Raw genomic sequence first — 24,162 nt, forward strand, 5'->3', positions numbered from 1 at the left:
CTCATGACTCCATCCATTGCTGGCACCACAACCCGAACGACAGCAGGCTCCAGAGTTCCTGTGTATAGCGGTAATTCCCGCCAAGATGGCTCTGCCAGAGTCGCTGGATGCCGCCCATGTCGAACCAGTTGGCCAACACGCTGTCGGTGGCCGTGAACATCCGGGCGGCCAACGGTTTCAGTTCCTGGCATAACCACTGTGCAAGCGGCACGGAGAAGCCCATTTTCTTCCGATACAGGATGTCTTCCGTCAACATCCTATCAAATGCCTTTTTCAGGATGTGCTTTTTCTCCGTACCACATAGCTTGAGCGCTGACGGGATGCTGGCGGCGTATTCCACTACCCGGTAATCAAGCAGCGGAGCACGGGTTTCCAGCGAATTGGCCATGCTCATACGATCGACCTTGACCAGAATATCGCCGGGCAGGTAGCTCTTGATATCGGTGTAGAGTATCCGGGAGAGGTGATCGCCGGCATCCGCGCGCCGATACAGTTCGCGGGTCTGCTCACCTGGGTCGTAACTGCGGGTTTCCCGTTCGAGTTCACCGATGGCCAGCTCATCCCAGAGCGCGGGTCGGAAGAAACAGTTGGTGCGATAAAAGCCCTCATCGGCTTCCACCGACAGGGTATCCAGCAGCGAGCCAGCTTTTCGGAACGGGCCAGGTAAGCCAGACCCCATTCTGGCCAGAGCCGGAAACAAAGCCCGACGAAGCGGGCCAGGGAAGAGTGAACGCAACCTGTTTTCTGTCTGATCCGTATTGTACTTGCTGTACCCTGCAAAGTTTTCATCGCCGCCATCGCCGGCCAGCGCTACAGTGACTTTCTGGCGAGCCAGTTGCGAGACAAAATAAGTCGGCACAAACGAAGGATCGGCGAAGGGCTCGTCGAAGTAGCGCGCAATATCCTCAAGGCTGTCCGCCACGTTTTCACGAACCGTGAATTCGTGATGGTCCGTGCCGAACTGTTCAGCCACCTGCCGGGCCCATTGCACTTCATCAAACCGGCTGGAATCGAATCCAATGGAACAGGTTGTCACCGGCCGATCCGAGTGTCCTGCCATCAGGCCGACCACAGCGCTGGAATCCACCCCACCACTGAGGAAGGCCCCCAGGGGAACATCGCTGACCATGCGCAGTCTTACGGCATCATCAATCAGTTCATGCAGCCCCTCAGCGAGTTCCGTCTCGGACCTGGATGACTGATCCGCGAAGCTGACATCCCAGTATCGGGACTGTTTAGCGCGACTGCCGTCGATGAGCATCCAGAAACCCGGCGGTAACTTGTAGACATGCCGGTAGATGGTCTTGGGGTCCGGTATGTACTGGTAGGCGAAGTAGTCCCGGATGGCATCATGGCGAATGTCTTTTCGGACAAAAGGCGCCGGTAACAGGGCCTTGATCTCGGACGCAAAGGCAAATTGGCCGTCACATTCGTAGTAGTACAGGGGTTTTTTGCCCAGGCGATCCCGGGCCAGGAAGAGCTGGTGTGTCTGACGATCCCAGATGGCAATGGCAAACATCCCATTCAGGAAAGCCAGACAATCCGGCCCATGAAGCTCGTACAGGGTCAGCAGGACTTCGGTATCCGTACGGGTCCGGAAGGTCTGCCCCTGTTGCTCCAGATCCGCTTTTAGCGCCTGATAATTGTAGATCTCGCCATTGAACGCGATGACATAGCGCCCGCTGGCAGAGACCATAGGCTGGTTTCCGGCCTCACTCAGATCAAGAATGCTGAGCCGGCGGTGCGACAGGGCAATATGGTCGTCCAGCCAGGTATCACCGGCATCGGGCCCCCGGTGTATGATGGCCTGCCCCATCGCTTCTGCCCAGGCCTGATGGGCTTCCCGCTGGGGTGTGACTGGCGTTCTCAGGAAACCTGCAATACCACACATAATCAGCTCACCTGCCCGGACCCGGCAAGCGACTTACCGGAACCTGACACCAGTTCGTTGAACAGGCTTTCGTACTCCCTGGCCATGCGGGCGGCTGAGTATTTTTCTTCAACCAGCCGGCGACCATTAACGGCTAATGTGTTGGCCAGGTTCTGGTCTTCCAGCACTTGCTGACAACAACGTTGCAGGGCAACCTTATCTCCGAGTGGAGCCAGCATGCCGGTTTCACCATGGGTGACCAACTGATCTACGCCTGGGATATCATAGGCCACTACCGGCACCCCAACCGCCATGGCTTCCATGAGGCAGCGTGGAATGCCCTCCAGAGAGGAGGTCATGACGAACACATCCATACTCGCCAACAATTCAAGCCTGTCACTACGGAACCCCAGGAAAGAGATCGCTTCCCGGCTGTTCAGGGAGCTGGCTATATCTTCAAGGTATGCTCGCTGGTTGCCATCGCCTACCAGCCGCAAAGACAGACTTGCATCGTTGCGGAACAATCCATCGAATATGGCCAACAGATCTGCGAGTCCCTTACGAGGGATCATTTGGCCAATAAAGCCGACCGTCCGACTATTTTCAGACATTCTTGCCTTTTCTCTGGTCTCCAGAGCGTCGTCGATCTCTGTCAGGTCGACCCCATTGCGCACAAAACACGTCTTAGCCAATGGCACACCAAATCGTTCCACATCCGACATCAACTCTTCAGAGAGAGGAACTACGCGATCGAAATAACGTAGGCTGTGAGTTCCCATCCGAATGAATGCGCCCATTTTCCAGCCGGTATTGCCCGGAAAACCGTGAGGCGTACTGATACATGCGATCCCCGAGCGACGAGCGGCGATCAACCCCATAATGTCGGACTTATAGCCGTGGGTATGGATAACATCGATGTTGCGGTCGCGTATAACCTTGCAAAGTTGCCTTATGGCCCGGAAGTCGAAGCGGCCACTCATCTCCAGGTAATGGATCTGCTGGCCCTGATCCGTGGGATAGAATTCCGCGAGGGTGAGGTCTTGTTCAGGCCCCTCCCGGGTTACCGCCAGATCGCACACAACCGCCTCGGCATCAACATTTCTCGCAAGGGCCAATACCCAGCGCTCCGCGCCGTAGAAACCGGCCGGCGTAATAAACTGCAATACTCTGAGTGGCGATTTCAAACTGATACTCCCTTACTATTCCGCAGAGACCGGCCCCGCCTGCCAACAGCAATACCACGGGCTTGCTTCTGCCCGCGGACTTTCTGCAGAAAATACACATTGATACCGATAGCCAGGAAGACAATCATCCAGTAGAGAATTTCCGCCCGGAACCGGTTAATAAAGCTGCCTGCCACCAGGTACCCGAACAGAGCACATTCCAGGGCCAACAACTTGAAATACGCCTCGTTTTCGCCCTGATCCAGAACCCATTGCTTGGCCCGCCGGCTCAGCCGCCACAGGGAGAGCAGCATGGCCAAGAGGAAGATCAGGCCAAGCCAGCCCACCTCTGTCAGCCCCTGCATCCACATGCTGTGGACACTCTTGTACACCGTGCCAGAGAGATATTCCTGCGGTACGTATAGCTCAGCAAGCATATTGAACCCGTCCACGCCAAGCCCGAATGGGTGCTCAGCCGACATGTCCAGCGCTGCAATCCAGAAATTGACCCGGCTGGAGCCACTGGTCTCCTGATCCTCGACATTCTTCAACGTGGACATGCGTTCCCAGAAGGTGTCGTCAGCGACGTAGAGGCCACCGCTGATCCCCAGTATCACCGTGAAAATTGCTACGGCTCGCTGCCCCTTCCGCCGGTATTTCGAGAAGGTCATATAAATCAGGTAAAGGCCGGCGCTACTGGCAATACCCAGAAACGCACCACGACTGTTGATCAGCACCAGACCGTTTGCGATGAGAGCACCGCAGAAAATACAGGCCAGTTTGACCTTCTTGTTGCCCATCCAGAAAAAGTAGAGCAATATCGCCCCGGCAGGCACCAGGGCCGCAGCTGTGTCGTTGGCGTCTGGCGAGTCGACCATGCCGATACCCTCTACCCGACCTCCGCTTCCTCTGCCATAACTAGTCGCCAGGTAACCAATGTAGGTCGCTCCGATGACATATGCCCAAAGCGCGAAATCCAGCAAGGTGCGCGTGTTCACCAGCTTGTAGGCAACCATGACGATAATGACGAGCTTCAGGTAGTTGAACGTAACGCTAAAATGAACTTCCGGTCTGATTGCGATGAGCCCCACCAGGTAGTACAGAATGACGATACCTATTGCCCACTTGAAAATCGGCTGCTCTCGCCACGGACTCAATTCTGAGTACTGGCGAAACTTCAACCCCACTGCCACCAGCATGAGAACAGCGCTGATAAATGAATAACTCAAACCTGGGATTTCGGCCGACCACCACCGACTGTCCGGGTTCAGAAAATACACCAGCTGATAGACAAGAAAGGCAGATGCCCCGCTGTAGAAAAACGTGGCCACAACCCCAGCCGCAAACACCATCAGGAACAACAGCGCAATCTTCGACATCAGTCCTGCCCCGGCCTGGCACTGCTCCAGGTCACCTGTGTCTCACCGCGAACCGCTTTTGCTATCCCTCTCAGGGAATACAGGTTCACCATAACGAAGTAATAGGGCACCGAGATCCACACCGGCAAAGCATTCTTGTCAGTAGCCAGGTGCCCCGCCCCGGCCAATGCCAGCAACAAAAGAACGCCGGCGGCGACCAGTTGAAAAAAACCGTAGCCCGCCAAGGCCAGTAACAGGCTGCCGACGGCGCCAATCAGCAGGAACAGAGGGATCAACCACCTCAGCAGCTTGTGGGATATCACTTCCCACGCGAAGATGCCCACCCTGAGCGGGTTCATGGTGGCCTTGACCCGCATCAGGCCACGGATGCTGCGGTTAACGATCCGTTCCTTGCGGGCGATTTCCCGGCCGAAATCGCCTGCGGTTTCCTCGTAACAGCGGGCTTCAGGCTCGAAGATGCCCCGGTAGCCTTTCGCGATTATCTGCAGGGGATTGACGAAGTCGTTGATGTCTTTCTGGTCCAGAGGCTGCCACAGGTGCGAGCGGATGGCATAGATGGCGCCGTCGCCCCCCACCACGGAGTGCAGCCGCGACTCCATAGCCTTGATGGCCAGCTCGTATCGCCAGTAGAGGTTCTCGTTATGGGCACTGGCGCCGGAGCCCTGGTCCGTATACAGGGCAGCTCCCACCACGTAACCCACCTGCTCATCGGCGAAGTTACGCACCAGTTTGCTGATGGCGTCTGGTGCGTAGAGGGCATTGGCGTCACTGAACACCGTGACATCCGAGGACAACTGCTCCATTGCCAGGTTTAGCCCCATGGTCTTGCCCAGCCGCCCCTCCTGGCGGATCAGCTTCACCCCCACCAGAGCATACTCCTGGACAATATCGTCGGTGCCATCATCGGAGCCGTCGGATACCACCACAATGGTGAGTTTGTCCTTGGGGTAATCCAGCTTAAGGGCATTCTCGAGCTTGTCACGGATAACGGGGGCCTCGTTGTAGCACGAAATGATCAATGCCACGTGAGGATGGGTTTCCCAGACTCGATGGGTTGCCCCTGTACGCCCCAGGGTCAGCAACCACAAGGCACAGGGGTACCCCGCATAGACATAAGCGGGGACCAGCAGGCAAACCAGGGTGACCAGTATCAGCAGCGTGATCATAAACTGATGTACTTCCTTACCTGCGGCCCCAGCAGGTTAGCCACGGATAGCGGTAACCGCTGCCAGGCCGATTCGACCATTGCCCTCAGCTTGCTCTCTTGTCCCGATGCCACTTTTTGGGTCATCGGTTCGCCGTCAGGGCTCAAATCCAGCCATTGCAGCTCATGGGGCACCGCGCCCCATTGCTTCTTGAAGCGATAGGTGCCCTCTCCGGGGGTGGAGCGGCCGAAATCGAATATCCGGCAACCGGCATCTGTTACATGGGCAAGCAGCGTCCAGTACAGAAGCATGTTCGGCGCCAGGCGATTAAATTCCGCCAGTGTGGATGCCCAGGGGATGCTGGCCCTGGCGCCATTGACCAGGATAATACCGGCGCCGATAACCTTTTCCTCGAAATACACCAGGCCAACCTTGAGCCGGTCCCCGAATGCTTGCTGCAAATCCTGAAACCAGCGCAGGCTATGGACCGGTGACCCCAGGCGATGCATGTTATCGGCAAACACCTGGTAGAACAGCCAGACAGCCTCTTTCCCTGAGGTAACCTCGGCTCGAAGGCCGTTCTTCTCGGCCTTGCGGATCTGGCTCCGGAGCTTGGGCTTGTAACTGCGAAACAGGGCCTCACTGCTGTCGGGCAACTCACACAGCATGCTCACCTTGGCCAGGTTTGATTCTGACTGGGGGTCAACCGCCCCTCCCGGTAGACGCAGGCACAATCCTTTGCCGCTGTATCGTTTCACCAGATCCAGCGCACGTTCCCTCAGGGCCGATGCAGCCGTCTCACTGCTGGCGAGGGGCCCGCCCAGGTCACAATAGGGCAATGATATCCAACGCGCCCCCGTCAGTGGCACCCGGAACTCGCATACCGGCATCACCCCGGACAGGTTCCCGCCGGGCGACATGGCCATCAGGCACCAGACCCGGTGTCCGTAGGCCGACGCAATGCTCTCAAGCCAGGCCAACTGATGGTACCCGGTTCCTTCCGGGTGGCGACTGACATAGTCGTCCCAGCCAGCCGCACGGGCCTCCCTGAGACCTGTCGAGACTACGTCGACATCGTCTGTCCTCGACATAAACCGCTCCTCAACGCCCATAGTCGGCCCCCGGCTCACCCAGCCAGTGGTGTTTTGCGTCCCGCAGGGCATTCTCCAGCTTCAGCTTGAATCGGGGCCTTTGCAGGGCGACCTGAACGAGCTGTCGGTGGCATTGGCCAAGGTTCGACTTGTAACGCTCGTCGCCCCCCATGAAGTCGTAGTAGTGAAAACCGTGCTGACGGTAATCCTCGATGCACAGACTGTGCCCGAGCAGCCCCGGTTTCAGCTTGTTGTCGGTCTCCAGCATCATGCCACCGAGATAGAAGTACACCACCTGGTTGTGAAGCAGATTGTAGAACGAGGCAATCACATCGTCCCCGGCCCTTACCGATACCAGATCCACGCCACCCTCGGCCCACTGGCTGCGGATCAGCGAACGATGGAAGCGAACAAAGTCGGGGTTGGCGAAACCGCTCTGATCCGGTCCACTGCCCCACCGCTCCAGGTGGCGAGGGCCTATGCTGTCGAACACGGCAAGCGCTTCATCCACATTGTCTGGTCGCACCAGTTCTACCGGCCCCCGCTCCTCATACAGTCGATGGGCCCGGTTGATCTGGTACCGGGTGTTGCGTGACAGGGAATCCAGGTAATGTTTGCCACTGCGCCGAAGCTGATCAAGGTCCACGCCATAACACGGGGCCTGCCACCGGATGTGTTTATGTAGACCCATGGTCCGGGCGTAGAACTCCGCCTCATCGGCATCTATGGCGCCCACCACGAACTCGTCCCAGGCATCGTATTGGCGTTCAAGGAAGGTCAGGCAGGCCGCCGACACGTCCCGGTCACGACCGTGCTCCGCCAGGAAGCGATTGTACTCAATCCAGATCTGGTCAAGCACCTTGCGCCCGGTTTGGTGCAGCCGCAGGCAACGGGACCGCAGCAGTCCATGGCGGCGCTCATCGGAGCCTACCACCATGCCCAGCCCTATCAACCGACCGTCTTCCGTAACGCGCAGTACCGTCGCGTCAGGCTTATATACGTCAAGCCAGTGCCCCAGCCATTGCCACGACAGGAATACGGTGGGCGCGGACCGGCTCTCCAGGTCCTCCCACTCCGCCCGAAGCTGTTCCGGGTCAGTGACCGCCTGTTGGCTAACCTCCAGCTTGCCTGCTGTCATCAGCGTCCTGCTCCGCCCGCCGTAAAAAATAGGTCAGTGTGCCGGGTTCGGCTGCTTGACCAGGAAGGGGCCGATGGCCAGATAATCCAGCGCCCCCTGGACAAAGGCCCTGACCGCATCTTCCGGTGTATTCACGATCGGCTCTTCATGCATGTTGAAGCTGGTATTGATCAGGCTGGGAACACCGCTGATTTTCTCGTATTCCTTGAGGATATCGTAATAGCCGGGGTTCACTTCACGGCGAATCAGTTGCGGCCTCGCCGTGCCGTCCACATGCACCGCTGCGGGGCAGTTTTCCCGCATGAAGTCGGTGCAGTCGAAGGTAACCGTCATGAACTCGGCACTGTGCTCGGCACCACGAATGCCGTGGTAGCACTTCTCACGGGCCTCGTAGAGGGTGACCGGTGCAAACGGCATGAACTCCGTGCGGCCCAGGCGCTTGTTCAGCCACTGATTCACTTCCGGCTCGCTGGCGTGGTAGAGGATCGACCGGTTGCCCAGGGCCCGGGGGCCGTATTCCATGCGGCCATCGAAGCGGGCAACAACATCACCACCATGGATCAGGGCGGCCACATCCGCCGCCAGGTTATTGGGGCGGGTATACGACAGGCCTTCCGCCTGCAGCGCTGCCTCGATTTCCTGTTCGCTGTAGTCAGGGCCCAGGTAGGTGCTGGTAATGGACTCTTTCACGCCCCCCGGCCAACCGTGGTAAAGCGCCGCGCCGGTGCCACAGCCGCCATCACCCATGTTGGGGTAGACAAAGATGTTGTTGACGCCTTCAATCTCGAAGATGCGCTGGTTCAGCTTGACGTTGGCGGTGACACCGCCAGACAGGACCACCGTGTCGATGCCGGTTTTTTCCACCCAGTACCGGACGTAGTTGGTGGCTACCACTTCCAGGGCATACTGATAGGCCGCTGCCACGTCGATTTTCGGGAACTTGGAAGCCAGATAACGGGAGAAAAATACATTGTTGGCTTCATAGATCTGGTAATCCCCCGGCTTCTGCTCGATCCTGCCAAGCAGGATATCGCCCAGAATGGCCGGGTCGCCATAGGACGCCAGCCCAACAATCTTGCCCTCATGCCGGCTGGGTTTGAAGCCGAGGCTGGAGGTTACGTGTTCATACAGCGTGCCCAGGGAGTTGGGGTAGCTGATGCCATGGAGACGGTGGATCTTGCCGTCCCGGGCTTCGCTGGCGGAACCGGCCAGCCCCGAACCATAGCCATCCAGTGTGATACAGAGTGCCCGGTCAAAACCGCTGGCCAGATAGCTGTTAGCGGCGTGGGACAGGTGGTGATCCATCCGCTTGACGGGTTTGTCCCATCCCATCTGCTGCAGTCCGCTCTCCAGCGCCTTTTCCCACTTGCGGAAGGATTCGGTTGCCTCCTCCCCCCAATGACGGGAGCCTTTCAGGGCCGCATTGTTGGAGGCGAGCCGCTGGGCCCCGGCCATGGAGTAATAGGAGCTGTGCAGGAAGCCCTTTTCCATAATGGTGTTTGGATGCTCAAGCCCATGAATTGGCTCGTTACGATCCGGCACCCGGCCCAGGGCATCCTTGATCTGACGGTTCAGGTCGGCGGGCTCGAAACGCCTGATAAATTCGCGCTCGTCCTCCAGATTCTTGTTGAAAAGCTTGGCCTCGTTCTCCCAGGTCAGGAACGGGTAGCACACCAGATCAAAATCGCTCATCTTGCTGCCCGTGTATTCCAGGGCCTTTTCCAAGGCAAGCTGCGGGAAACCGTCCTGCTGCTTCACCCGGGAGAAACGCTCCTCGCCAGCGGCAAACAGGATCTGGCCATCTTCTACAATTGAGACCGTTGAGTCCTTGTCCAGTGGCGAAATACCAAGCACTTTCATGCAAACTTCTCCATCAGCGTCTTTAGCCGGGTGGGAGACGATGCTTCACCACCCAATTCGTTAAAAAAGAAATCAAAGAATTGCCGGAACGAGTCGAGGAAGGCTCTCAGCTGCTGCTCATCCTGCACATAACTGGTGTGGCCCGGAACCACGCTGGGGCTGTGAAAGCTCCAGGTGAAAGTGCGGACGCCTCGGCGGTAAAGGTCACGGGTCAGCTTGATATGCTCCGCCGGCCGGAAGCCTTCCGGCGACAACATTAACCGGTCCACAATACCAAGCCGTGACAGTATGCCGGGCGCCTTGAGCTTGCGGAAAGCCATGGCCAGATCGAATACCGGGGGCGACAGCCTGCCCGCTACGCCCACGAAACCGCCGGTAACCGGCAGCTCCAGCAACCGACCCGAGTCAGGCCCGTACCAGAATGGCCAGGCATCGTAATACCGGTAGTCCGGCCCGCCATCACCCCGTGCGTCCAGGGGTGGGCACACCGACAGGTCAATATCGAACCCCAGGTCGTTGAGGATTGCCGTGGTATTGGGGCCATAGCCGTAACGCCCCGCCTTGTAGATCTGGGGGCGGGCGCCAAAGGCGTCGGTGATGGTGTCCCGCAACTCCGTCAGTTTGCGGCGTTCAAGGGCCTCGGGCAGGTTGCCCGGATACATGTTGGAACGTGACAGGGTTTCCTCCACCGGGGGGTTCACCCAGGGATGCAGGTGGGCGCCAATCTCGCACTGCCCGGCGCTCAGAAACGACTTCAGGGGGGCGACGCTGCGCTCCTGGCTCGCAATGGAATAATCCACCACGTAGCAGGGCACGATACCGTACTCGTTGAAAATGTCCTGGGCACGGTGGATATGGTCCATGGCCGTTACGGCGGTGGATTTCGGGTCCGGGTCGGCGTTCCAGTCAAATTCTTCCTCGGTATCAATCACCACCATGAGCTGGGGTGGCATATCCGAGGGCAGATCTATGGTTTTGCGGTTCTCAAACACAGCGTCTTCCCTGTTCTTGTTCTGGTGATGCTTCTTTGGCTACCGCCCCTGCCCGGTTCCGTCTCGATTCATTCCGTCCCAACCCAGAGTAAGGAACAGCTTTGCCTGATAGCGTTCTTCATCGGTAAAGCCCCGGGTCATTGCGGCTTCAAAGGAGGTTCCCCAGGATGCCAGCTCAGTCAACTCATGCCGGTAGGTGACGATGAACCGGTGCAACTCGTCGTCTATGGTTCCCCGTTCGTCTAACGCATCGCCCTGCCACAGGTAGTCAAAATCGACAGATTTACGCTCCGTTACGGCCAGTGAAAGTCCGGCTCCCGCCAGGTATTCCCAGGTTTCCTGTTCGTTCGTCACCTCTTCTTCTTTGGCGAGCTGCGCAATCAGATTGATGGTGCACAGGTCACAGATGCGACGGGTATTGTGGGTCAGCGACAGCTGATCCCGCACGGTGACACCCTGGTAACGGATTGAAAATTCATCCTCGATACCCAGCTCCGGAATCACGAAATCGAAAGACTGGTCCAGAATATTACTGCTCTGGGTCCGGTCGTAACTGAAGCGGGTGTTGGTGAGGGAGGTATCCCAAGTGCGCGCGAGAGAACCGATGACCGCGTCGTTCTCGAAGTCGTCACTCTCGGCCCTGGATACCCCGGCCGACAGGCTGAAAGTACCGTTATGCAACCGTGACTCCATGCCAACCGATGCCGAATCCAGGATGATCTCGTCGGCGTCTTCTTCCTCTTCCCAGGTTCGGCTGGCTATCAGGAATACCGAGCTCTGCTCTGATACCTGGCGGCTGAGGGTAGCATCGGCGCTGACGGACTCGCTATCCGGCCCGTCGCCGTCTTGCCAGGTTCTCCCGCCCTGACCGGCAATACGAAAGGTGGTGACCTCGCCAGGGTAGAAGTTGATGCCCGCCCCGGCATTGAGGGCGTTCTGGGTATCGTAACTGGAATCATCCAGACGGAAGCCGGTGTCATTGCGCACGGAGCGCACCGAATGCCCGGCATTGAAGTCAAAACGACTACCTGGCTGAAAATAGTTATAGCGGGAGGAGCCGCGAAGCGAGAAATTGTCGTCATCACCCCTGCTCCCTCTACCACGCTTGGTCTCAAGGGTCGCTCCGTAGCGACCGATCAGGCTATGAGCGCCGGAGGTCAGGTCGGCGCCGATGTCTCCCCGGATTCCGGCACCCGCGCGGGTATCACTGTCCGATTCATACTCCGAATGAGTCAGGTCGGAAAACAGGGTCGTTGTGGCCGTGTAGCTGCTCTCTGCGGCATGGAGTGCCTGTGCCGGCGCCATCAACAGCACCAGCGGGATGACAACATGGCCTGCACACCGTCTGGTGGCAAAAGCGTCTTCCATGGCCCACCTCATTGCTGGAATATCAGGCCGGAGAACTTCTCCGACCCGAGCGTTTCGACCGAACTGACGATGTCATCCGGCGTTACCGTGCCGAAGGGCACGCTCAGCACAACCTGATTGGCGTACCGCACCAGTATCTGCGCTTCGGTACTGGCCTTGAGGGGCGGCGCATTGATGATGAGGAAACGGTCCGGATACCGGCTTTTCAGCTCCCCCATGAGATCCCGCATCCTGACGGCGGAGAACAGCTCCACGGCGGCAGCCGACTTTGTTCCCGCGGGCACAACACTGAGACGATCCAACCCACTGGGATAGATGATGTCCCGCACCTTGAGAGACTTGTCCGCCACAAAATCGGTGACCCCCAGATTGACGGGGGAGGACACCAGGTGATCAAGGTCGCTGTCCCAGGGGTTGCAGTCCACCAGCAGGGCCGAACTCTGCGCATCCATGGCAAACGTAGCTGCCAGGTTAAACGCGGTCATTACCGAGTTGTCCTCCTTGCCGATGGAAGACACCAGAACCGAGAAATTGACGGCGCCGGCCTGGTCCCTCAGCTTGATCCTCACTTCCCGGAAAGCATCGAGAATGGCCTTATTGGCCATGCCCGGGTAGATGATCTTGCGCTCCCTCAGGTCTTCCAGCGTCCATGGGCGGGGATTGTTGATCAGGTCCAGGGATACCGACGAGTCGTAAACGGACGGTGTGTGTTTCGCCTCGCGCTCCTCCACCAGTGTCCAGTCGGTGCCGGGTTCCGAGAAGGGCCGTTCACCGGCAGGCTCAACAGGACTCTCACGCCGTGCATACACAAAGTCTGGCGTAGCATCATTGGCGACACTTTCCTGGGTGGCTTCTTCAGCGACATCGCCTGAATCATCAGGCCTGGCATGGGCTGCCCGTTCCGCCCGGTGGCGTTCCTGGGTCTTTAACAGCGCATTATAGAGCTTGTTGCTATCCATGAAATCTAACCACCCTGACCGATGCCGGACCCGGTTAATGTGTCAATGATCTGTGCCGGCGTCACACCCAGAATACTGAACACCAGTATGGCCAGATAGACGCCCATGAACAGGACCAGTAGACCGGCGACCCATATCATGTCCTTGCGTAGCAGGCGCTCCTTCCAGGTGCTGGAATAGTGGGGGATTGAGGCCAGCACCGGAATGTTGTCCGGAAGTTGCGTCAGCAGTGTTCGGCTTGAACGAACCCGGTTATCGAACATGACCAGGGCGACCAGCAGCCCCAGCACCATGGTGCCGCCCAGGAAAGGGCCGGCCATCCCTACCTCATACAACTGCAGGCCATCCCATTGCGTTGGATAGGAAGCCGGTTCCTGAATGCGGTAGCTGACGCCCTCTCCCTGCGCGTCGAGGGTCATGGACAGGCGTGCCTTCTCACGACGCTGCAGCATGTCTTCATACACGCCCTTGGTCACATCGTAATCACGGGTGAGTTCAGACAGTTCGGCCTGGTTTTCTGCCACCCGCTCGGCACGCTCAAACGTCTCTTCCAGCATCCGCTCAAGGGAGGTGAGTCGCTTGCGCTGAACCTCAAGATCGGTCTGTGCCTCCGTGAGCTTGAGTCGCAACTGCTCATAAACCGGGTTTTCAATCACTTCACTGGAACCGCCACTGCGCCGCCCCACATCCCCGCTGGCCTTACGCGCCCGCAGGTCCTCCAACTGACCCTTCACAGAGACAATGTCCGGATGGGTATCGTGATACTTCAGCCTCAACTCAGACAGTGTGTCCTCCAGCTGTGCAATCTTCCGATCAACCTCTGACATGCTGCCGCCCGTGCTCACAGACCGGTAAGGTTGCTCCTCCTTGAGCTGGGCGGTGGTCAGTTCAACCTCCTGCTCACTCTGCTGGATTTCCAGCTTCAGGTTTTCGATATCACTACGCAGGCGCTCAATTCGGGACTGTACATTGGATTGGGTGCCATCCTGGTTGTTGGCCCGGAACTCCTTCAGGCGTTCCTCGGCTTCCTCCAGCTGCCGTTTGTAGGTTTTCACCTGAGCGTCGATGAACTCGTAGGCACCGGCGCTTTCTGAACGCTTCTTGCTGGATGTGCGCTCGACAAAGCGATTCAGGGCCGAACTGAGCAGGCGGAAGGACTGATCCGGACTGCCACTGCTGTAACTGAGTTCGATGAAGTTGCGGTTGGACACCCTCATATTGAGGGCATTGCGAAGTCTGTTGATCACACTGTTTTTCTGGACGTCATCCTCGCCCCCATTGAGCAGGCCGGCGTCAAACGCCACCTGCTCCAGATAGGAGCGGCTCTGCAGCATCTCCCGGGCCTCGTTGATCCGGTCAATGGGCGTCACTTCGGCGCTGCCATGCAGCAGGGGTTTCAGAATGGTTGAAGAATCCGCATACAACAGCGCTTCGGATGTGTAGGTCTTTGGCGTCACATAGCCCAGGCCGAGTACGCCGGCCGTCACACACATGAAGATGATGGCGGCCAGCACCCGATAGCGGTAAAGCTCAAGCTTTACCGCATTGATCATATCGAGAATGTACCGCCAGTCCATCAGAGCTCTCCGCGCAGCAGGGTCTTGCGGGGCACACTGACCACATCACCAGGCTGGACGGTGTAGTTGGTTCGCATATCGCCATCCTCCAGGATCGACTCCAGATCCAGGGCAAAGCTCTCGTATTCTTCACCGGTATGGCGGTGTATGACGGCGCGATCACCGGCCGCAAACGGCGTCAGGCCGCCCGCTTCCAGAACCAGGTCAAGCACGGTCATGCCCTGACGGTAAGCCACCGAAATGGGCTGCCCGACCTGCCCGGTAATGCGTACCCGGTTCCGGTATTCCGCACTCACCGGGCTGTTGACCATCACCGTGACCTCCGGGCTGCGGATGACCTCGCTCAACCCGGCGCTGATTTCATCCGCCAGCTCTTCCGGTTTCAGCCCTTCGGCGACCACATCACCCATCAGCGGCATGGAAATATTGCCGTCGGGCCGCACTACAATTGTCTGGGTCAGCTCCGGGTTCCGCCAGACATGAACTGACACAGTGTCACCGACACCAATGCGATAAGGCTCCGGTTCCGTCGTGGTTACCGGTGGGTTGTTACCGCCTTCCGGTACGCCGGCACAAGCCGTCAGAAAGCTGACCAGCATAACCAGAATCACAGTATGCAGCGTATTGATCCGCGTGGTATCCATATCGTTTATCGCACCCCTTTGCCCAGTAGAACCACCTCAACGGTCTGAATCATAATCAGCAGATCCATCACGATGCTGTGGTTTTTCGAATAATACAGGTCGTATTCCAGCTTGCCCCGGGCGTCTTCGATCGACGCTCCATACGGGTAATTCAGCTGGGCCCACCCCATAAGCCCCGGCTTCACATAATGCCGGGTATTGTAGAAAGGCACCTGTTCTTTCAACTGCTCGACAAATTCAGGCCTTTCCGGTCGGGGGCCGACAAAGCTCATCTCCCCCTTGATCACGTTCCACAGCTGGGGCAGCTCATCCAGACGGGTATTCCGGATAAAGGCCCCCACTTTAGTCACTCGACTGTCGTTAGCGGAAGCCCAGCGGGCCTTGCCATCTTTCTCCGCGTCCTGACGCATACTGCGGAACTTGTAGATCCGGAATACCTTTCCCCGCGCGCCGACCCGGTCCTGGCTATAGAGAATAGGCCAGCCACTCTCAAGTACAACGGCCAGCGCGGTCAATATCATGACTGGAGCCAGCAGCACTGCCAGCGCGAGACTGATCAGCAAGTCCACCGCCCGCTTGGTGAAGTCCCGTGATTTGGAAGCCTTAAAGCCATCAGACAGCAGAATCCAGGAAGGGTGCAGCAGTTCCAGGCGCGCCTTTTTCAGTTCCCTTTCGTAAAAGGCTACCGCATCGGTGACCTCGATCCCGCGCAGCTTGCACTCCATAAACGCATCAACCGGCAACTGCCCACCTTCACTCTTGCGGCGCTCCTGCTGGGCAATCACGATCTCCGAAATGCGGTTCTGCTGACAGAATTTGAAAAAATCGGTAGGCGCCGGCAGATGGTGCCGACTGTCCACCCTCGGATTCGCGGAGTCGGGAATGCAACCCATGATGCGAATCCCTGACGCCTTGAGGTTATTCTGATAGTCGGACATCAGCGATTCTGCAAACTCGCCGCCGCCGAAAATCACGACCCTGCGAGCCAGCTGGTCGGAATCCACCACCTTCAGGAACAACTGCCTGATTATGGTCACCAGCAAAATAGCGAGCAGTACAGCCCAGAAAAGCTTGTCGCTGCCGGGACTGACGTTGGGAAGAACCATGTAGAGAATGGTCAGGGCCAGGCCGCCGAGAAAGCAGAACGCCACCAGCGTGCGGAAAAACATGGAGGCAAAGCCTTCCCTCACCATGGCGAAATAAACACCCATAGCGAGGGTGCCACAGCTCATGACAAGGGCAAACAACAGCGCGGAAGCCGCACCGGTTCGTAAATCAGCATCGTTCGCGCCCAGCTGATCCAGCACGAACCCCAGCAGGTAGAACGTGCCAAAGAGCACGGCAAATTCCAGGGCGCCGAGCACCAAGTATGGAACATGCAGATAGTGTTTTCTGATGCGTATATAGGACACACCGAACATCCTTGTCGTCTCTATAAAACTCGATGGGCCACCGCAAACGTGAACGCATACCGGTCGACCCGCAGCAAACCGAATCTGTCAGACGACGCGTGAGAGCTTTATTTCCTGAAATTCATTCTGCGCTCGACCAGTGACAATCTCAAGACGCCGTGTATCAATTCGTAACGTAATTTTACAACTATTTACACTGTCGTGCGACAATGTTCGTAATGTCGGGCCCATTGGCGATGACAAGCTGGTACGCTAACGCTACTATTTGAACGGATCGGAAATCCGGACAGATTCCACAAAAGCATTCAGGGACACGGAGAACGGAGCCTCCCATGACGGAACCACTTCAGTCAGACCCCGGAGCGAAAGGCACCAGGGGGAAGACACTTCACGCACTGAGTGTCGATGTGGAAGACTATTTCCATGTTGCCGCACTGTCAAAGGTGATCTCGCAGGAAGACTGGGGACACCTGCCATCCCGCGTTGAGCGCAACACCGAGCGCCTGCTGGAGTTGTTTGACCTGCAACAGGTCAAGTGCACGTTCTTTGTGCTGGGCTGGGTTGCGGAACGCTACCCTCAACTGGTTCGCAAGCTCGCCGATCATGGCCATGAGATCGCCTCCCATGGATACAGCCACCAGCTGGTCTATGATCAGACCCCGGCGGTATTCACCGAGGAAACCCGAAAATCCAAGGCGATTCTGGAAGACATCATCCAGCAGCCGGTGACCGGCTACCGCGCCGCCAGCTACTCCATTACCCGGGATTCGTTGTGGGCTCTGGATATACTGGCCGAGCTGGGTTTCACGTGGGATTCCAGCATATTCCCGATCCATCATGATCGTTACGGCATACCGGATTCCCCCAAGACCCCCTACACCATCCAGACCAGTAATGGCACGGCGCTGCGGGAGTTCCCGCTGACCACGGCCAGGCTGTTCCGCATGACGATTCCGGCGGCTGGCGGCGGCTATTTCCGCCAGTTCCCTTACCCCTTGTTCCGGCACCTGTTCCGTCTGGCCAGCGCCGGCGACACCCAGCCCCAGATGTTTTATCTACATCCCTGGGAAATCGACCCGGACCAGCCCAGATACGATAATGCCAGTTGGTTCTCGCGCTTCCGTCATTACACCAACCTGGACAAATGTTACGGTCGTCTCGAGCGCTTGCTGGGGGACTTCCGCTTTGGCACGGTAAGCCAGAGCTACGAGGAATATAAGCCAGACCGCATCAAACTTCACCAGAACGAAATGATTCGACTGGCCTGATCACTTTCGTCTTGACCGACCACCAGGGACGAGCACCATGTATCTCGAGCACTTCAGATTACGCCGCCACCCCTTCCGGATGACGCCGGAAGACGATTTTGTCTACATGAGCCAGCAGCATTCCCGGGCGTTCGTGTACATGAACTCCGCCATCTGGAGCCCCGAGGGCTTTGTGGTTATCAGTGGCGAAATCGGCTCCGGCAAGACCACCCTGCTCAAGAAGACCATCCGCAGCCTGGACGGCAACCTGAAACTGCTGCATGTGTCCTACACCAACCTGAAGTCCGACGATTTTTTCCGGCTACTGGTTCACCAGGCGGGCATCAAGACGGAAATGGACAGTAAGGTGACCATGCTGTTTGGCATCATGGACTACCTGCAGATGATGGCTGACCGGGGCACGCCGGTCGTACTGGCCGTGGACGAGGCCCAGAACCTTACCAAGGAAAATCTGGAAGACATCCGCATGCTGGCCGGCCTGGAAGGACTTGGCGGCCCCGCCATGCGGGTAATTCTGCTCGGCCAGCCAGAGCTGAAGGACCACATCCACAAAATCCAGCAGCTATCGCAGCGTGTAAAGCTGTTTTTCCACCTGGACGGCCTGTCGGAAAAAGAAACCGGCGAGTACATCGACTATCGTCTGCTGGTGGCTGGCCACAAGGGCGCGCCCCTGTTCGACGAAGACATGGTGCACGAGATCTTCACCATGAGTGGCGGCATCCCCAGGGTGATCAACAAGCTCTGCGACGGTTTGATGATGTGCGCCTTCTCGGAAGAGCGGCACGTGCTGGACCAGCGAGACCTGAAGGAGATCCGCAAGGACCTGATGGGTGATGCGCCGGACCCCGGGAAGAAGCCTCCCATTCCGACCAGTACCAGCTCGGCGGATTTCGAGCCACCTACATCCACACCAGCCAGCGGCACTGGCGAAATGAGCAATACCCTGAGCCGTATTGCCGATGCCCTGGAAGGCATCGACCGGAAGATCGGGATGCTGCTGCATGACAAGTCCGAAACACCACCGCCCCAGGATTCAGGAAACGTCAAACCCCTCTCGCCGGGGCGGCACAGGAGTAATTGAAAGAAGAGAATTCAAGATCAAAACGCTGCTGGATTGACAATGTCACCACCCTCACAAGAAACCTGCACATTGCTCGCGACATGCCTTCCCTCTCCCTTGTGGGGAGAGGGCCAGGGAGAGGGTGAAAAGCGTCGTGCTGCAACGTTTGCGGTCTCCACCCTCACCCCAACCCCTCTCCCCTCAAGGGAGAGGGGCTTTAGGGGCCTCAGATATGCTCTACTTCCTCGATTTCGTACTCCACGGTGCCGGAAGGCACGCGTATGGCAACAACATCCCCCTCACTCTTGCCCACAAGTGCCCGGGCTATGGGTGAGGAGATGGAAATCTTGCCGCCTTTGATGTCGGCCTCGTCCTCACCGACGATCTTGTAGGTCACCTGCTCCTCGGTTTCCACGTTGAGTAGGTGCACGGTGGTACCAAAGATCACCTTGCCGGTGTTCTCGATGCTGGTCACGTCAATGACCTGGGCAGCCGAAAGCTTGCTCTCGATTTCCTGGATACGCCCTTCAATGAAGCCCTGCTGTTCACGGGCTGCGTGATACTCGGCGTTTTCCTTGAGATCGCCGTGCTCACGGGCATCCGCGATGGCTTCGATCACCTTGGGGCGCTCGACGGACTTGAGCTGCCGAAGCTCTTCCCTCAGGCTTGCTTCGCCACTGATGGTCATGGGTACTCGAGTCGTCATAGTCACTTTCCTGAATGCAGTTCCTGCAGACGGCGAACCGTCCGCTCGGGTCCGAATTTGATAGCGCGACAGAAGGCTTCACCCCCCGCCAGCGTGGTCGTATAGGTCACCTTGTGCTGCAGCGCCGACTGACGGATCTGGGCCGAGTCGGCGATGGCCTTGCGGCCCTCGGTGGTGTTGATGATCAGTTGTACCTTGCCGTTCTTGATAGCATCGACAATATGCGGGCGACCCTCGCCCACCTTGTTGACCCGATCGACCTCAAGGCCGGCATCGCTGATCACTTTTGCGGTACCCGTAGTAGCCACCAGGCTGAAGCCCGCTTCCACCAGGTCTTTCGCCAGCCTGAGCACACCGGCCTTGTCTACCTCACGCACGGAGATGAACGCCGTACCCTTGGCCGGCAGTCGCTCACCGGCGGCCAGGGCAGCCTTGGCAAAGGCTTCGTCGAAGCTATCGCCAATACCCATGACTTCGCCGGTGGACTTCATTTCCGGGCCCAGGATGGGATCCACCGCCGGGAACTTGTTGAACGGGAACACCGACTCTTTCACCGAGAAGTAAGTCGGCACGATCTCCTGGGTGAAGCCCTGCTCCTTCAGACTGCGACCGGCCATGCAGCGGGCCGCCACCTTGGCCAGAGACACGCCCACAGCCTTGGAGACAAACGGCACGGTCCGGGAGGCCCGTGGATTGACTTCGATGACATAGATTTCGCCATCCTGCCAGGCCAGCTGTACGTTCATCAGACCAATGACGTCGAGCTCGAGGGCCATCTTCCTGACCGCGTCCCGCATCTCGTCCTGGACGTCTTTTGGCAGGGTGTACGGTGGCAGCGAACAGGCAGAATCACCGGAGTGCACGCCGGCCTGTTCGATATGCTGCATGATGCCCCCGATAACCACGTCCTGGCCGTCGCTGATCGCATCAATGTCGACCTCGATGGCAGCGTTAAGGAAGTGGTCCAGCAGCACCGGACTGTCGTTGGAGACCAGCACGGCATCGCGCATATAGCGCACAAGCTCTTCTTCGTTATAGACGATTTCCATGGCACGCCCACCCAGCACATAGGATGGACGCACCACCAATGGATAGCCAATCTCGCGGGCCACCAGAATACCTTCCTCGTGGCTGCGCACGGTGGCATTCTCCGGTTGCTTCAGGCCCAGGCGGGTGATCATCTGCTGGAAACGCTCACGGTCTTCAGCCCGGTCAATGGCATCCGGACTGGTACCGATGATGGGCACACCGGCGGCCTCGAGACCACGGGACAACTTCAGGGGCGTCTGGCCGCCATACTGCACGATGACACCCTTTGGCTTTTCCTTGTAGACGATCTCCAGCACATCTTCCAGAGTAATGGGCTCGAAATAGAGCCGGTCGCTGGTGTCGTAGTCCGTGGACACGGTCTCGGGGTTGCAGTTGATCATGATGGTTTCGTAACCATCCTCGCGCATGGCCAGGGCGGCATGAACACAGCAGTAATCGAATTCGATACCCTGCCCTATCCGGTTAGGGCCGCCACCGATCACCACGATCTTTTCACGATCGGACGGCTCAGCCTCGCATTCTTCCTCATAGGTGGAGTACATGTAGGCCGTAGAGGAGGCGAACTCGGCGGCACAGGTGTCCACGCGCTTGTACACCGGGCGCACGTCCAGATCATGGCGAAGCTTGCGCAGGGAGACCTCGGAGATACCCAGCAGCTTGGCCAGGCGACCGTCCGAAAAGCCCTTGCGCTTGAGGCGGAACAGGGTGTCCCGGTCGATATCCGCTTTGCCGGCGGTTTTCAGGGCCGCTTCCTCGCGGATCAGATCCTCAATCTGGACCAGGTACCAGGGGTCTACCTTGGTGTGACGGAACACTTCGTCCACGGTCATGCCGGCACGGAAGGCTTCGCCGATAAACCAGAGGCGATCGGCCCCGGGCACATTCAGCTCCTTGATCAGGGTTTCGCGGCCACTGGTGCTGTCCAGGTCGACCTTCTCCTCGAAACCTTCTGAACCCACTTCCAGGCCACGCATGGCCTTCTGCACCGACTCCTGGAAAGTACGGCCAATGGCCATCACCTCACCCACGGACTTCATCTGGGTGGTCAGGCGGGCATCGGCCTGGGGGAACTTCTCAAAGGTGAACCGGGGAATCTTGGTAACGACATAGTCAATGCTGGGCTCAAAGGACGCCGGCGTGATACCACCGGTAATGTCGTTCTGCAGCTCGTCCAGGGTGTAACCGACTGCCAGCTTGGCCGCCACCTTGGCGATCGGGAAACCGGTAGCCTTGGATGCCAACGCGGAGGAACGGGACACCCGCGGGTTCATCTCGATAACCACCATGCGGCCGTTATCCGGATTGACACCGAACTGCACGTTGGAACCGCCCGTTTCCACACCGATTTCACGCAGAACCGCCAGGGAGGCGTTCCGCATGATCTGATATTCCTTGTCCGTCAGGGTCTGGGCCGGTGCCACGGTGATCGAGTCACCGGTATGCACGCCCATGGCATCAAAGTTCTCGATGGCGCAGACGATGATGCAGTTATCGTTCTTGTCACGAACGACCTCCATCTCGTATTCCTTCCAGCCGATCAGGGACTCGTCGATCAGCAGCTCGTTTGTCGGCGACAGGTCCAGCCCCCGGGTACAGATTTCTTCGAACTCATCCCGGTTATAGGCGATGCCGCCGCCGGAGCCACCCATGGTGAACGACGGACGAATAATGCACGGGAAGCCAATCTCGTCAGCTACGGCCCACGCTTCCGCCATGGAGTGGGCGATGGTCGCCTTGGGGCATTCCAGGCCGATTTTCCGCATGGCCTTGTCGAACCGGTCACGGTCTTCCGCCTTGTCGATGGTGTCGGCATTGGCGCCGATCATCTCGACGCCATGCTTATCCAGGATACCGTGCTTTTCCAGATCAAGGGCGCAGTTCAGCGCGGTCTGCCCGCCCATGGTGGGAAGCAGGGCATCTGGCTGCTCCTTCTCGATAATCTTCTCGACCGTGCGCCAGGTGATCGGCTCGATGTAGGTGGCATCGGCCATGGCCGGATCGGTCATGATGGTGGCGGGGTTGGAGTTCACCAGGATCACCCGGTACCCCTCTTCCCGCAGGGCCTTACAGGCCTGTGCACCGGAATAGTCAAACTCACACGCCTGGCCAATCACAATAGGGCCAGCGCCCAGGATCAGGATGCTCTTGATGTCGGTCCGCTTTGGCATTTCTCAGTCAACCTGTCAGCAAAATTCAGATTCATAGGGCCTTTCGGCAACGCTGTGTCGGGCGTCCGCTTATGCGGTACGTGCTTCCATCAGCCGGATAAACTGGTCAAACAGCGGGGCCACATCATGGGGGCCAGGGCTGGCCTCCGGGTGACCCTGGAAGCTGAACGCCGGCTTGTCGGTACGTCGGATACCCTGGAGCGTGCCGTCGAACAGGGACTTGTGGGTCGCTTCCACATTGTTCGGCAGGGTGGTCTCGTCCACCGCGAACCCATGGTTCTGACTGGTGATCATCACCGTGCCGTCCTGGATATTCTGCACCGGGTGGTTGGCCCCATGGTGGCCATGGCCCATCTTCAGGCTTTTCGCGCCACTGGCCAGCGCCAGCAATTGGTGCCCCAGACAGATACCAAACACCGGGATATCGGTTTCCAGCACTTCGCGGATAGCGGTGATGGCATAGTCGCAGGGCTCCGGGTCGCCGGGACCGTTGGACAGGAAGACACCGTCCGGCTTCATGGCCAGCACCTCGGAGGCGGGCGTCTCGGCCGGCACAATGGTCAGATCGCAACCGCGGCTGGCCAGCATGCGCAGGATGTTCTTCTTGACCCCATAATCCCAGGCCACCACCTTGAAGCGGCTTTCCGTGCGCTTGCCGTATCCCTCGCCCAGGACCCACTCGGTTTCATCCCAGGTCCAGGTGTCCTTGCGGCACACTTCCTTGGCCAGGTCCATGCCCTTCAGTCCGGGGAATGCTTTTGCCAACTCCAGCGCCCGCTCTGGTGTGGCATCCTCACCGGCAACAATGGCGCCGTTCTGGGAACCCTTGTCCCGCAGGATTCGGGTCAGGCGGCGGGTGTCAATGCCGGCAATGCCGATCTTGCCGCTTTCCCGCAGGTAATCCGACAGCGTTCTCTGGCTGCGCCAGTTGCTGGCCATCAGCGGCAGGTCACGAATGATAAGACCAGCGGCCTGGATGTGGTCTGACTCCACATCCTCGTCATTGACACCGGTGTTTCCAATATGAGGATAGGTCAGCGTGACAATCTGACGGGCGTAAGAGGGATCCGTGAGGATTTCCTGATAGCCGGTCATGGCGGTGTTGAAAACCACCTCACCACTGGTTTCGCCGTCGGCGCCAATGGCGACTCCGTGAAACAGGCTTCCGTCTGCGAGTGCAAGGATGGCTGGTGTACTCAAGGCGTGTATCCTCAATCGGGTTCGTTTGGGCGAACGGGTACGCAAGCGCAAATTCAGGTCGCAAAAAAGCGAGAGGGGGTGTTGCCCCGTCCCGCTTTTGTATCCGCCCTCG

At 58.3% G+C, this 24,162-nt stretch carries 18 protein-coding genes; 2 read left to right on the plus strand and 16 right to left on the minus strand.

Annotated elements, in window-relative coordinates; all coding sequences use genetic code 11:
• Position 1: 1 nt before the first annotated feature.
• The 13 genes from asnB to ACFOZ5_RS05650 are packed head-to-tail and all read right to left on the minus strand — an operon-like array spanning position 2 to position 16,607.
• A complete protein-coding gene (gene asnB, locus ACFOZ5_RS05590; RefSeq protein WP_379886030.1) occupies positions 2-1,891 on the minus strand; it encodes an asparagine synthase (glutamine-hydrolyzing) in 1,890 nt (629 codons plus the stop codon).
• Between the two features lie 2 nt (positions 1,892-1,893).
• Positions 1,894-3,054: a glycosyltransferase gene (locus tag ACFOZ5_RS05595; protein WP_379886031.1), complete on the minus strand. Its 1,161-nt coding sequence runs from the start codon at positions 3,052-3,054 to the stop codon at positions 1,894-1,896.
• Positions 3,051-4,412, minus strand: coding sequence for an O-antigen ligase family protein (locus ACFOZ5_RS05600; RefSeq protein WP_379886032.1), 1,362 nt, complete (start codon positions 4,410-4,412; stop codon positions 3,051-3,053). Before ACFOZ5_RS05600 ends, ACFOZ5_RS05595 begins: the two co-directional genes overlap by 4 nt.
• Positions 4,412-5,578 carry a glycosyltransferase family 2 protein gene (locus tag ACFOZ5_RS05605; RefSeq protein ID WP_379886033.1) on the minus strand — a complete coding sequence of 389 codons (1,167 nt, stop codon included), beginning with the start codon at positions 5,576-5,578 and terminating at the stop codon, positions 4,412-4,414. The genes ACFOZ5_RS05600 and ACFOZ5_RS05605 overlap by 1 nt, the downstream gene beginning before the upstream one ends.
• Entirely contained in the window at positions 5,575-6,648 is a 1,074-nt protein-coding gene (locus ACFOZ5_RS05610; protein WP_379886034.1) for a FemAB family XrtA/PEP-CTERM system-associated protein, read from the minus strand. Before ACFOZ5_RS05610 ends, ACFOZ5_RS05605 begins: the two co-directional genes overlap by 4 nt.
• Before the next feature lie 10 nt (positions 6,649-6,658).
• Positions 6,659-7,786 carry a GNAT family N-acetyltransferase gene (locus ACFOZ5_RS05615; RefSeq protein ID WP_379886035.1) on the minus strand — a complete coding sequence of 376 codons (1,128 nt, stop codon included), beginning with the start codon at positions 7,784-7,786 and terminating at the stop codon, positions 6,659-6,661.
• Positions 7,787-7,819: 33 nt separating this feature from the next.
• Positions 7,820-9,646 carry a carbamoyltransferase family protein gene (locus tag ACFOZ5_RS05620; protein ID WP_379886036.1) on the minus strand — a complete coding sequence of 609 codons (1,827 nt, stop codon included), beginning with the start codon at positions 9,644-9,646 and terminating at the stop codon, positions 7,820-7,822.
• Positions 9,643-10,638 carry a polysaccharide deacetylase family protein gene (locus ACFOZ5_RS05625; RefSeq protein WP_379886037.1) on the minus strand — a complete coding sequence of 332 codons (996 nt, stop codon included), beginning with the start codon at positions 10,636-10,638 and terminating at the stop codon, positions 9,643-9,645. Before ACFOZ5_RS05625 ends, ACFOZ5_RS05620 begins: the two co-directional genes overlap by 4 nt.
• Before the next feature lie 39 nt (positions 10,639-10,677).
• Positions 10,678-12,006 carry a hypothetical protein gene (locus ACFOZ5_RS05630; protein WP_379886038.1) on the minus strand — a complete coding sequence of 443 codons (1,329 nt, stop codon included), beginning with the start codon at positions 12,004-12,006 and terminating at the stop codon, positions 10,678-10,680.
• Between the two features lie 8 nt (positions 12,007-12,014).
• Positions 12,015-12,965, minus strand: coding sequence for a polysaccharide biosynthesis protein (locus tag ACFOZ5_RS05635; RefSeq protein ID WP_379886039.1), 951 nt, complete (start codon positions 12,963-12,965; stop codon positions 12,015-12,017).
• Positions 12,966-12,970: 5 nt separating this feature from the next.
• Positions 12,971-14,542, minus strand: coding sequence for an XrtA system polysaccharide chain length determinant (locus ACFOZ5_RS05640; RefSeq protein WP_379886040.1), 1,572 nt, complete (start codon positions 14,540-14,542; stop codon positions 12,971-12,973).
• Positions 14,542-15,186, minus strand: coding sequence for an XrtA/PEP-CTERM system exopolysaccharide export protein (locus tag ACFOZ5_RS05645; RefSeq protein ID WP_379886041.1), 645 nt, complete (start codon positions 15,184-15,186; stop codon positions 14,542-14,544). The genes ACFOZ5_RS05640 and ACFOZ5_RS05645 overlap by 1 nt, the downstream gene beginning before the upstream one ends.
• A 5-nt stretch (positions 15,187-15,191) precedes the next feature.
• Positions 15,192-16,607, minus strand: a complete 1,416-nt coding sequence (locus ACFOZ5_RS05650; RefSeq protein ID WP_379886042.1) for a TIGR03013 family XrtA/PEP-CTERM system glycosyltransferase — start codon at positions 16,605-16,607, stop codon at positions 15,192-15,194.
• Between the two features lie 323 nt (positions 16,608-16,930).
• Here ACFOZ5_RS05650 and ACFOZ5_RS05655 point away from each other — a divergent pair, with 323 nt between their 5' ends.
• Both ACFOZ5_RS05655 and ACFOZ5_RS05660 read left to right on the plus strand, forming a co-directional pair.
• Entirely contained in the window at positions 16,931-17,866 is a 936-nt protein-coding gene (locus ACFOZ5_RS05655) for an XrtA system polysaccharide deacetylase (protein WP_379886043.1), read from the plus strand.
• 37 nt (positions 17,867-17,903) lie between these two features.
• Positions 17,904-18,947 carry an ExeA family protein gene (locus ACFOZ5_RS05660; RefSeq protein WP_379886044.1) on the plus strand — a complete coding sequence of 348 codons (1,044 nt, stop codon included), beginning with the start codon at positions 17,904-17,906 and terminating at the stop codon, positions 18,945-18,947.
• Positions 18,948-19,152: 205 nt separating this feature from the next.
• On the opposite strand, the gene greA is transcribed toward ACFOZ5_RS05660, so the two are convergent.
• The 3 genes from greA to carA form a co-directional block, all read right to left on the minus strand.
• Entirely contained in the window at positions 19,153-19,632 is a 480-nt protein-coding gene (gene greA, locus ACFOZ5_RS05665) for a transcription elongation factor GreA (RefSeq protein ID WP_379886045.1), read from the minus strand.
• A gap of 2 nt (positions 19,633-19,634) precedes the next feature.
• Positions 19,635-22,850 carry a carbamoyl-phosphate synthase large subunit gene (carB, locus tag ACFOZ5_RS05670; protein WP_379886046.1) on the minus strand — a complete coding sequence of 1,072 codons (3,216 nt, stop codon included), beginning with the start codon at positions 22,848-22,850 and terminating at the stop codon, positions 19,635-19,637.
• A gap of 69 nt (positions 22,851-22,919) precedes the next feature.
• The gene (carA, locus tag ACFOZ5_RS05675; protein ID WP_379886047.1) at positions 22,920-24,050 is read right to left on the minus strand and encodes a glutamine-hydrolyzing carbamoyl-phosphate synthase small subunit; all 1,131 of its coding nucleotides are present in this window, start codon (positions 24,048-24,050) and stop codon (positions 22,920-22,922) included.
• Positions 24,051-24,162: the final 112 nt, after the last annotated feature.

Origin of the sequence: Marinobacter lacisalsi, assembly GCF_042651045.1 — a bacterium.
Taxonomy (GTDB): domain Bacteria; phylum Pseudomonadota; class Gammaproteobacteria; order Pseudomonadales; family Oleiphilaceae; genus Marinobacter; species Marinobacter lacisalsi.

What these genes read in the sequence shown, in the direction of transcription:
- asnB (WP_379886030.1), bottom strand. Translation starts at nt 1,891, where the DNA reads ATGTGTGGTATTGCAGGTTTCCTGAGAACGCCAGTCACACCCCAGCGG.
- ACFOZ5_RS05600 (WP_379886032.1), bottom strand. Translation starts at nt 4,412, where the DNA reads ATGTCGAAGATTGCGCTGTTGTTCCTGATGGTGTTTGCGGCTGGGGTT.
- ACFOZ5_RS05605 (WP_379886033.1), bottom strand. Translation starts at nt 5,578, where the DNA reads ATGATCACGCTGCTGATACTGGTCACCCTGGTTTGCCTGCTGGTCCCC.
- ACFOZ5_RS05610 (WP_379886034.1), bottom strand. Translation starts at nt 6,648, where the DNA reads ATGTCGAGGACAGACGATGTCGACGTAGTCTCGACAGGTCTCAGGGAG.
- ACFOZ5_RS05615 (WP_379886035.1), bottom strand. Translation starts at nt 7,786, where the DNA reads ATGACAGCAGGCAAGCTGGAGGTTAGCCAACAGGCGGTCACTGACCCG.
- ACFOZ5_RS05620 (WP_379886036.1), bottom strand. Translation starts at nt 9,646, where the DNA reads ATGAAAGTGCTTGGTATTTCGCCACTGGACAAGGACTCAACGGTCTCA.
- ACFOZ5_RS05630 (WP_379886038.1), bottom strand. Translation starts at nt 12,006, where the DNA reads ATGGAAGACGCTTTTGCCACCAGACGGTGTGCAGGCCATGTTGTCATC.
- ACFOZ5_RS05635 (WP_379886039.1), bottom strand. Translation starts at nt 12,965, where the DNA reads ATGGATAGCAACAAGCTCTATAATGCGCTGTTAAAGACCCAGGAACGC.
- ACFOZ5_RS05640 (WP_379886040.1), bottom strand. Translation starts at nt 14,542, where the DNA reads ATGGACTGGCGGTACATTCTCGATATGATCAATGCGGTAAAGCTTGAG.
- ACFOZ5_RS05645 (WP_379886041.1), bottom strand. Translation starts at nt 15,186, where the DNA reads ATGGATACCACGCGGATCAATACGCTGCATACTGTGATTCTGGTTATG.
- ACFOZ5_RS05650 (WP_379886042.1), bottom strand. Translation starts at nt 16,607, where the DNA reads ATGTTCGGTGTGTCCTATATACGCATCAGAAAACACTATCTGCATGTT.
- ACFOZ5_RS05655 (WP_379886043.1), top strand. Translation starts at nt 16,931, where the DNA reads ATGACGGAACCACTTCAGTCAGACCCCGGAGCGAAAGGCACCAGGGGG.
- ACFOZ5_RS05660 (WP_379886044.1), top strand. Translation starts at nt 17,904, where the DNA reads ATGTATCTCGAGCACTTCAGATTACGCCGCCACCCCTTCCGGATGACG.
- greA (WP_379886045.1), bottom strand. Translation starts at nt 19,632, where the DNA reads ATGACGACTCGAGTACCCATGACCATCAGTGGCGAAGCAAGCCTGAGG.
- carB (WP_379886046.1), bottom strand. Translation starts at nt 22,850, where the DNA reads ATGCCAAAGCGGACCGACATCAAGAGCATCCTGATCCTGGGCGCTGGC.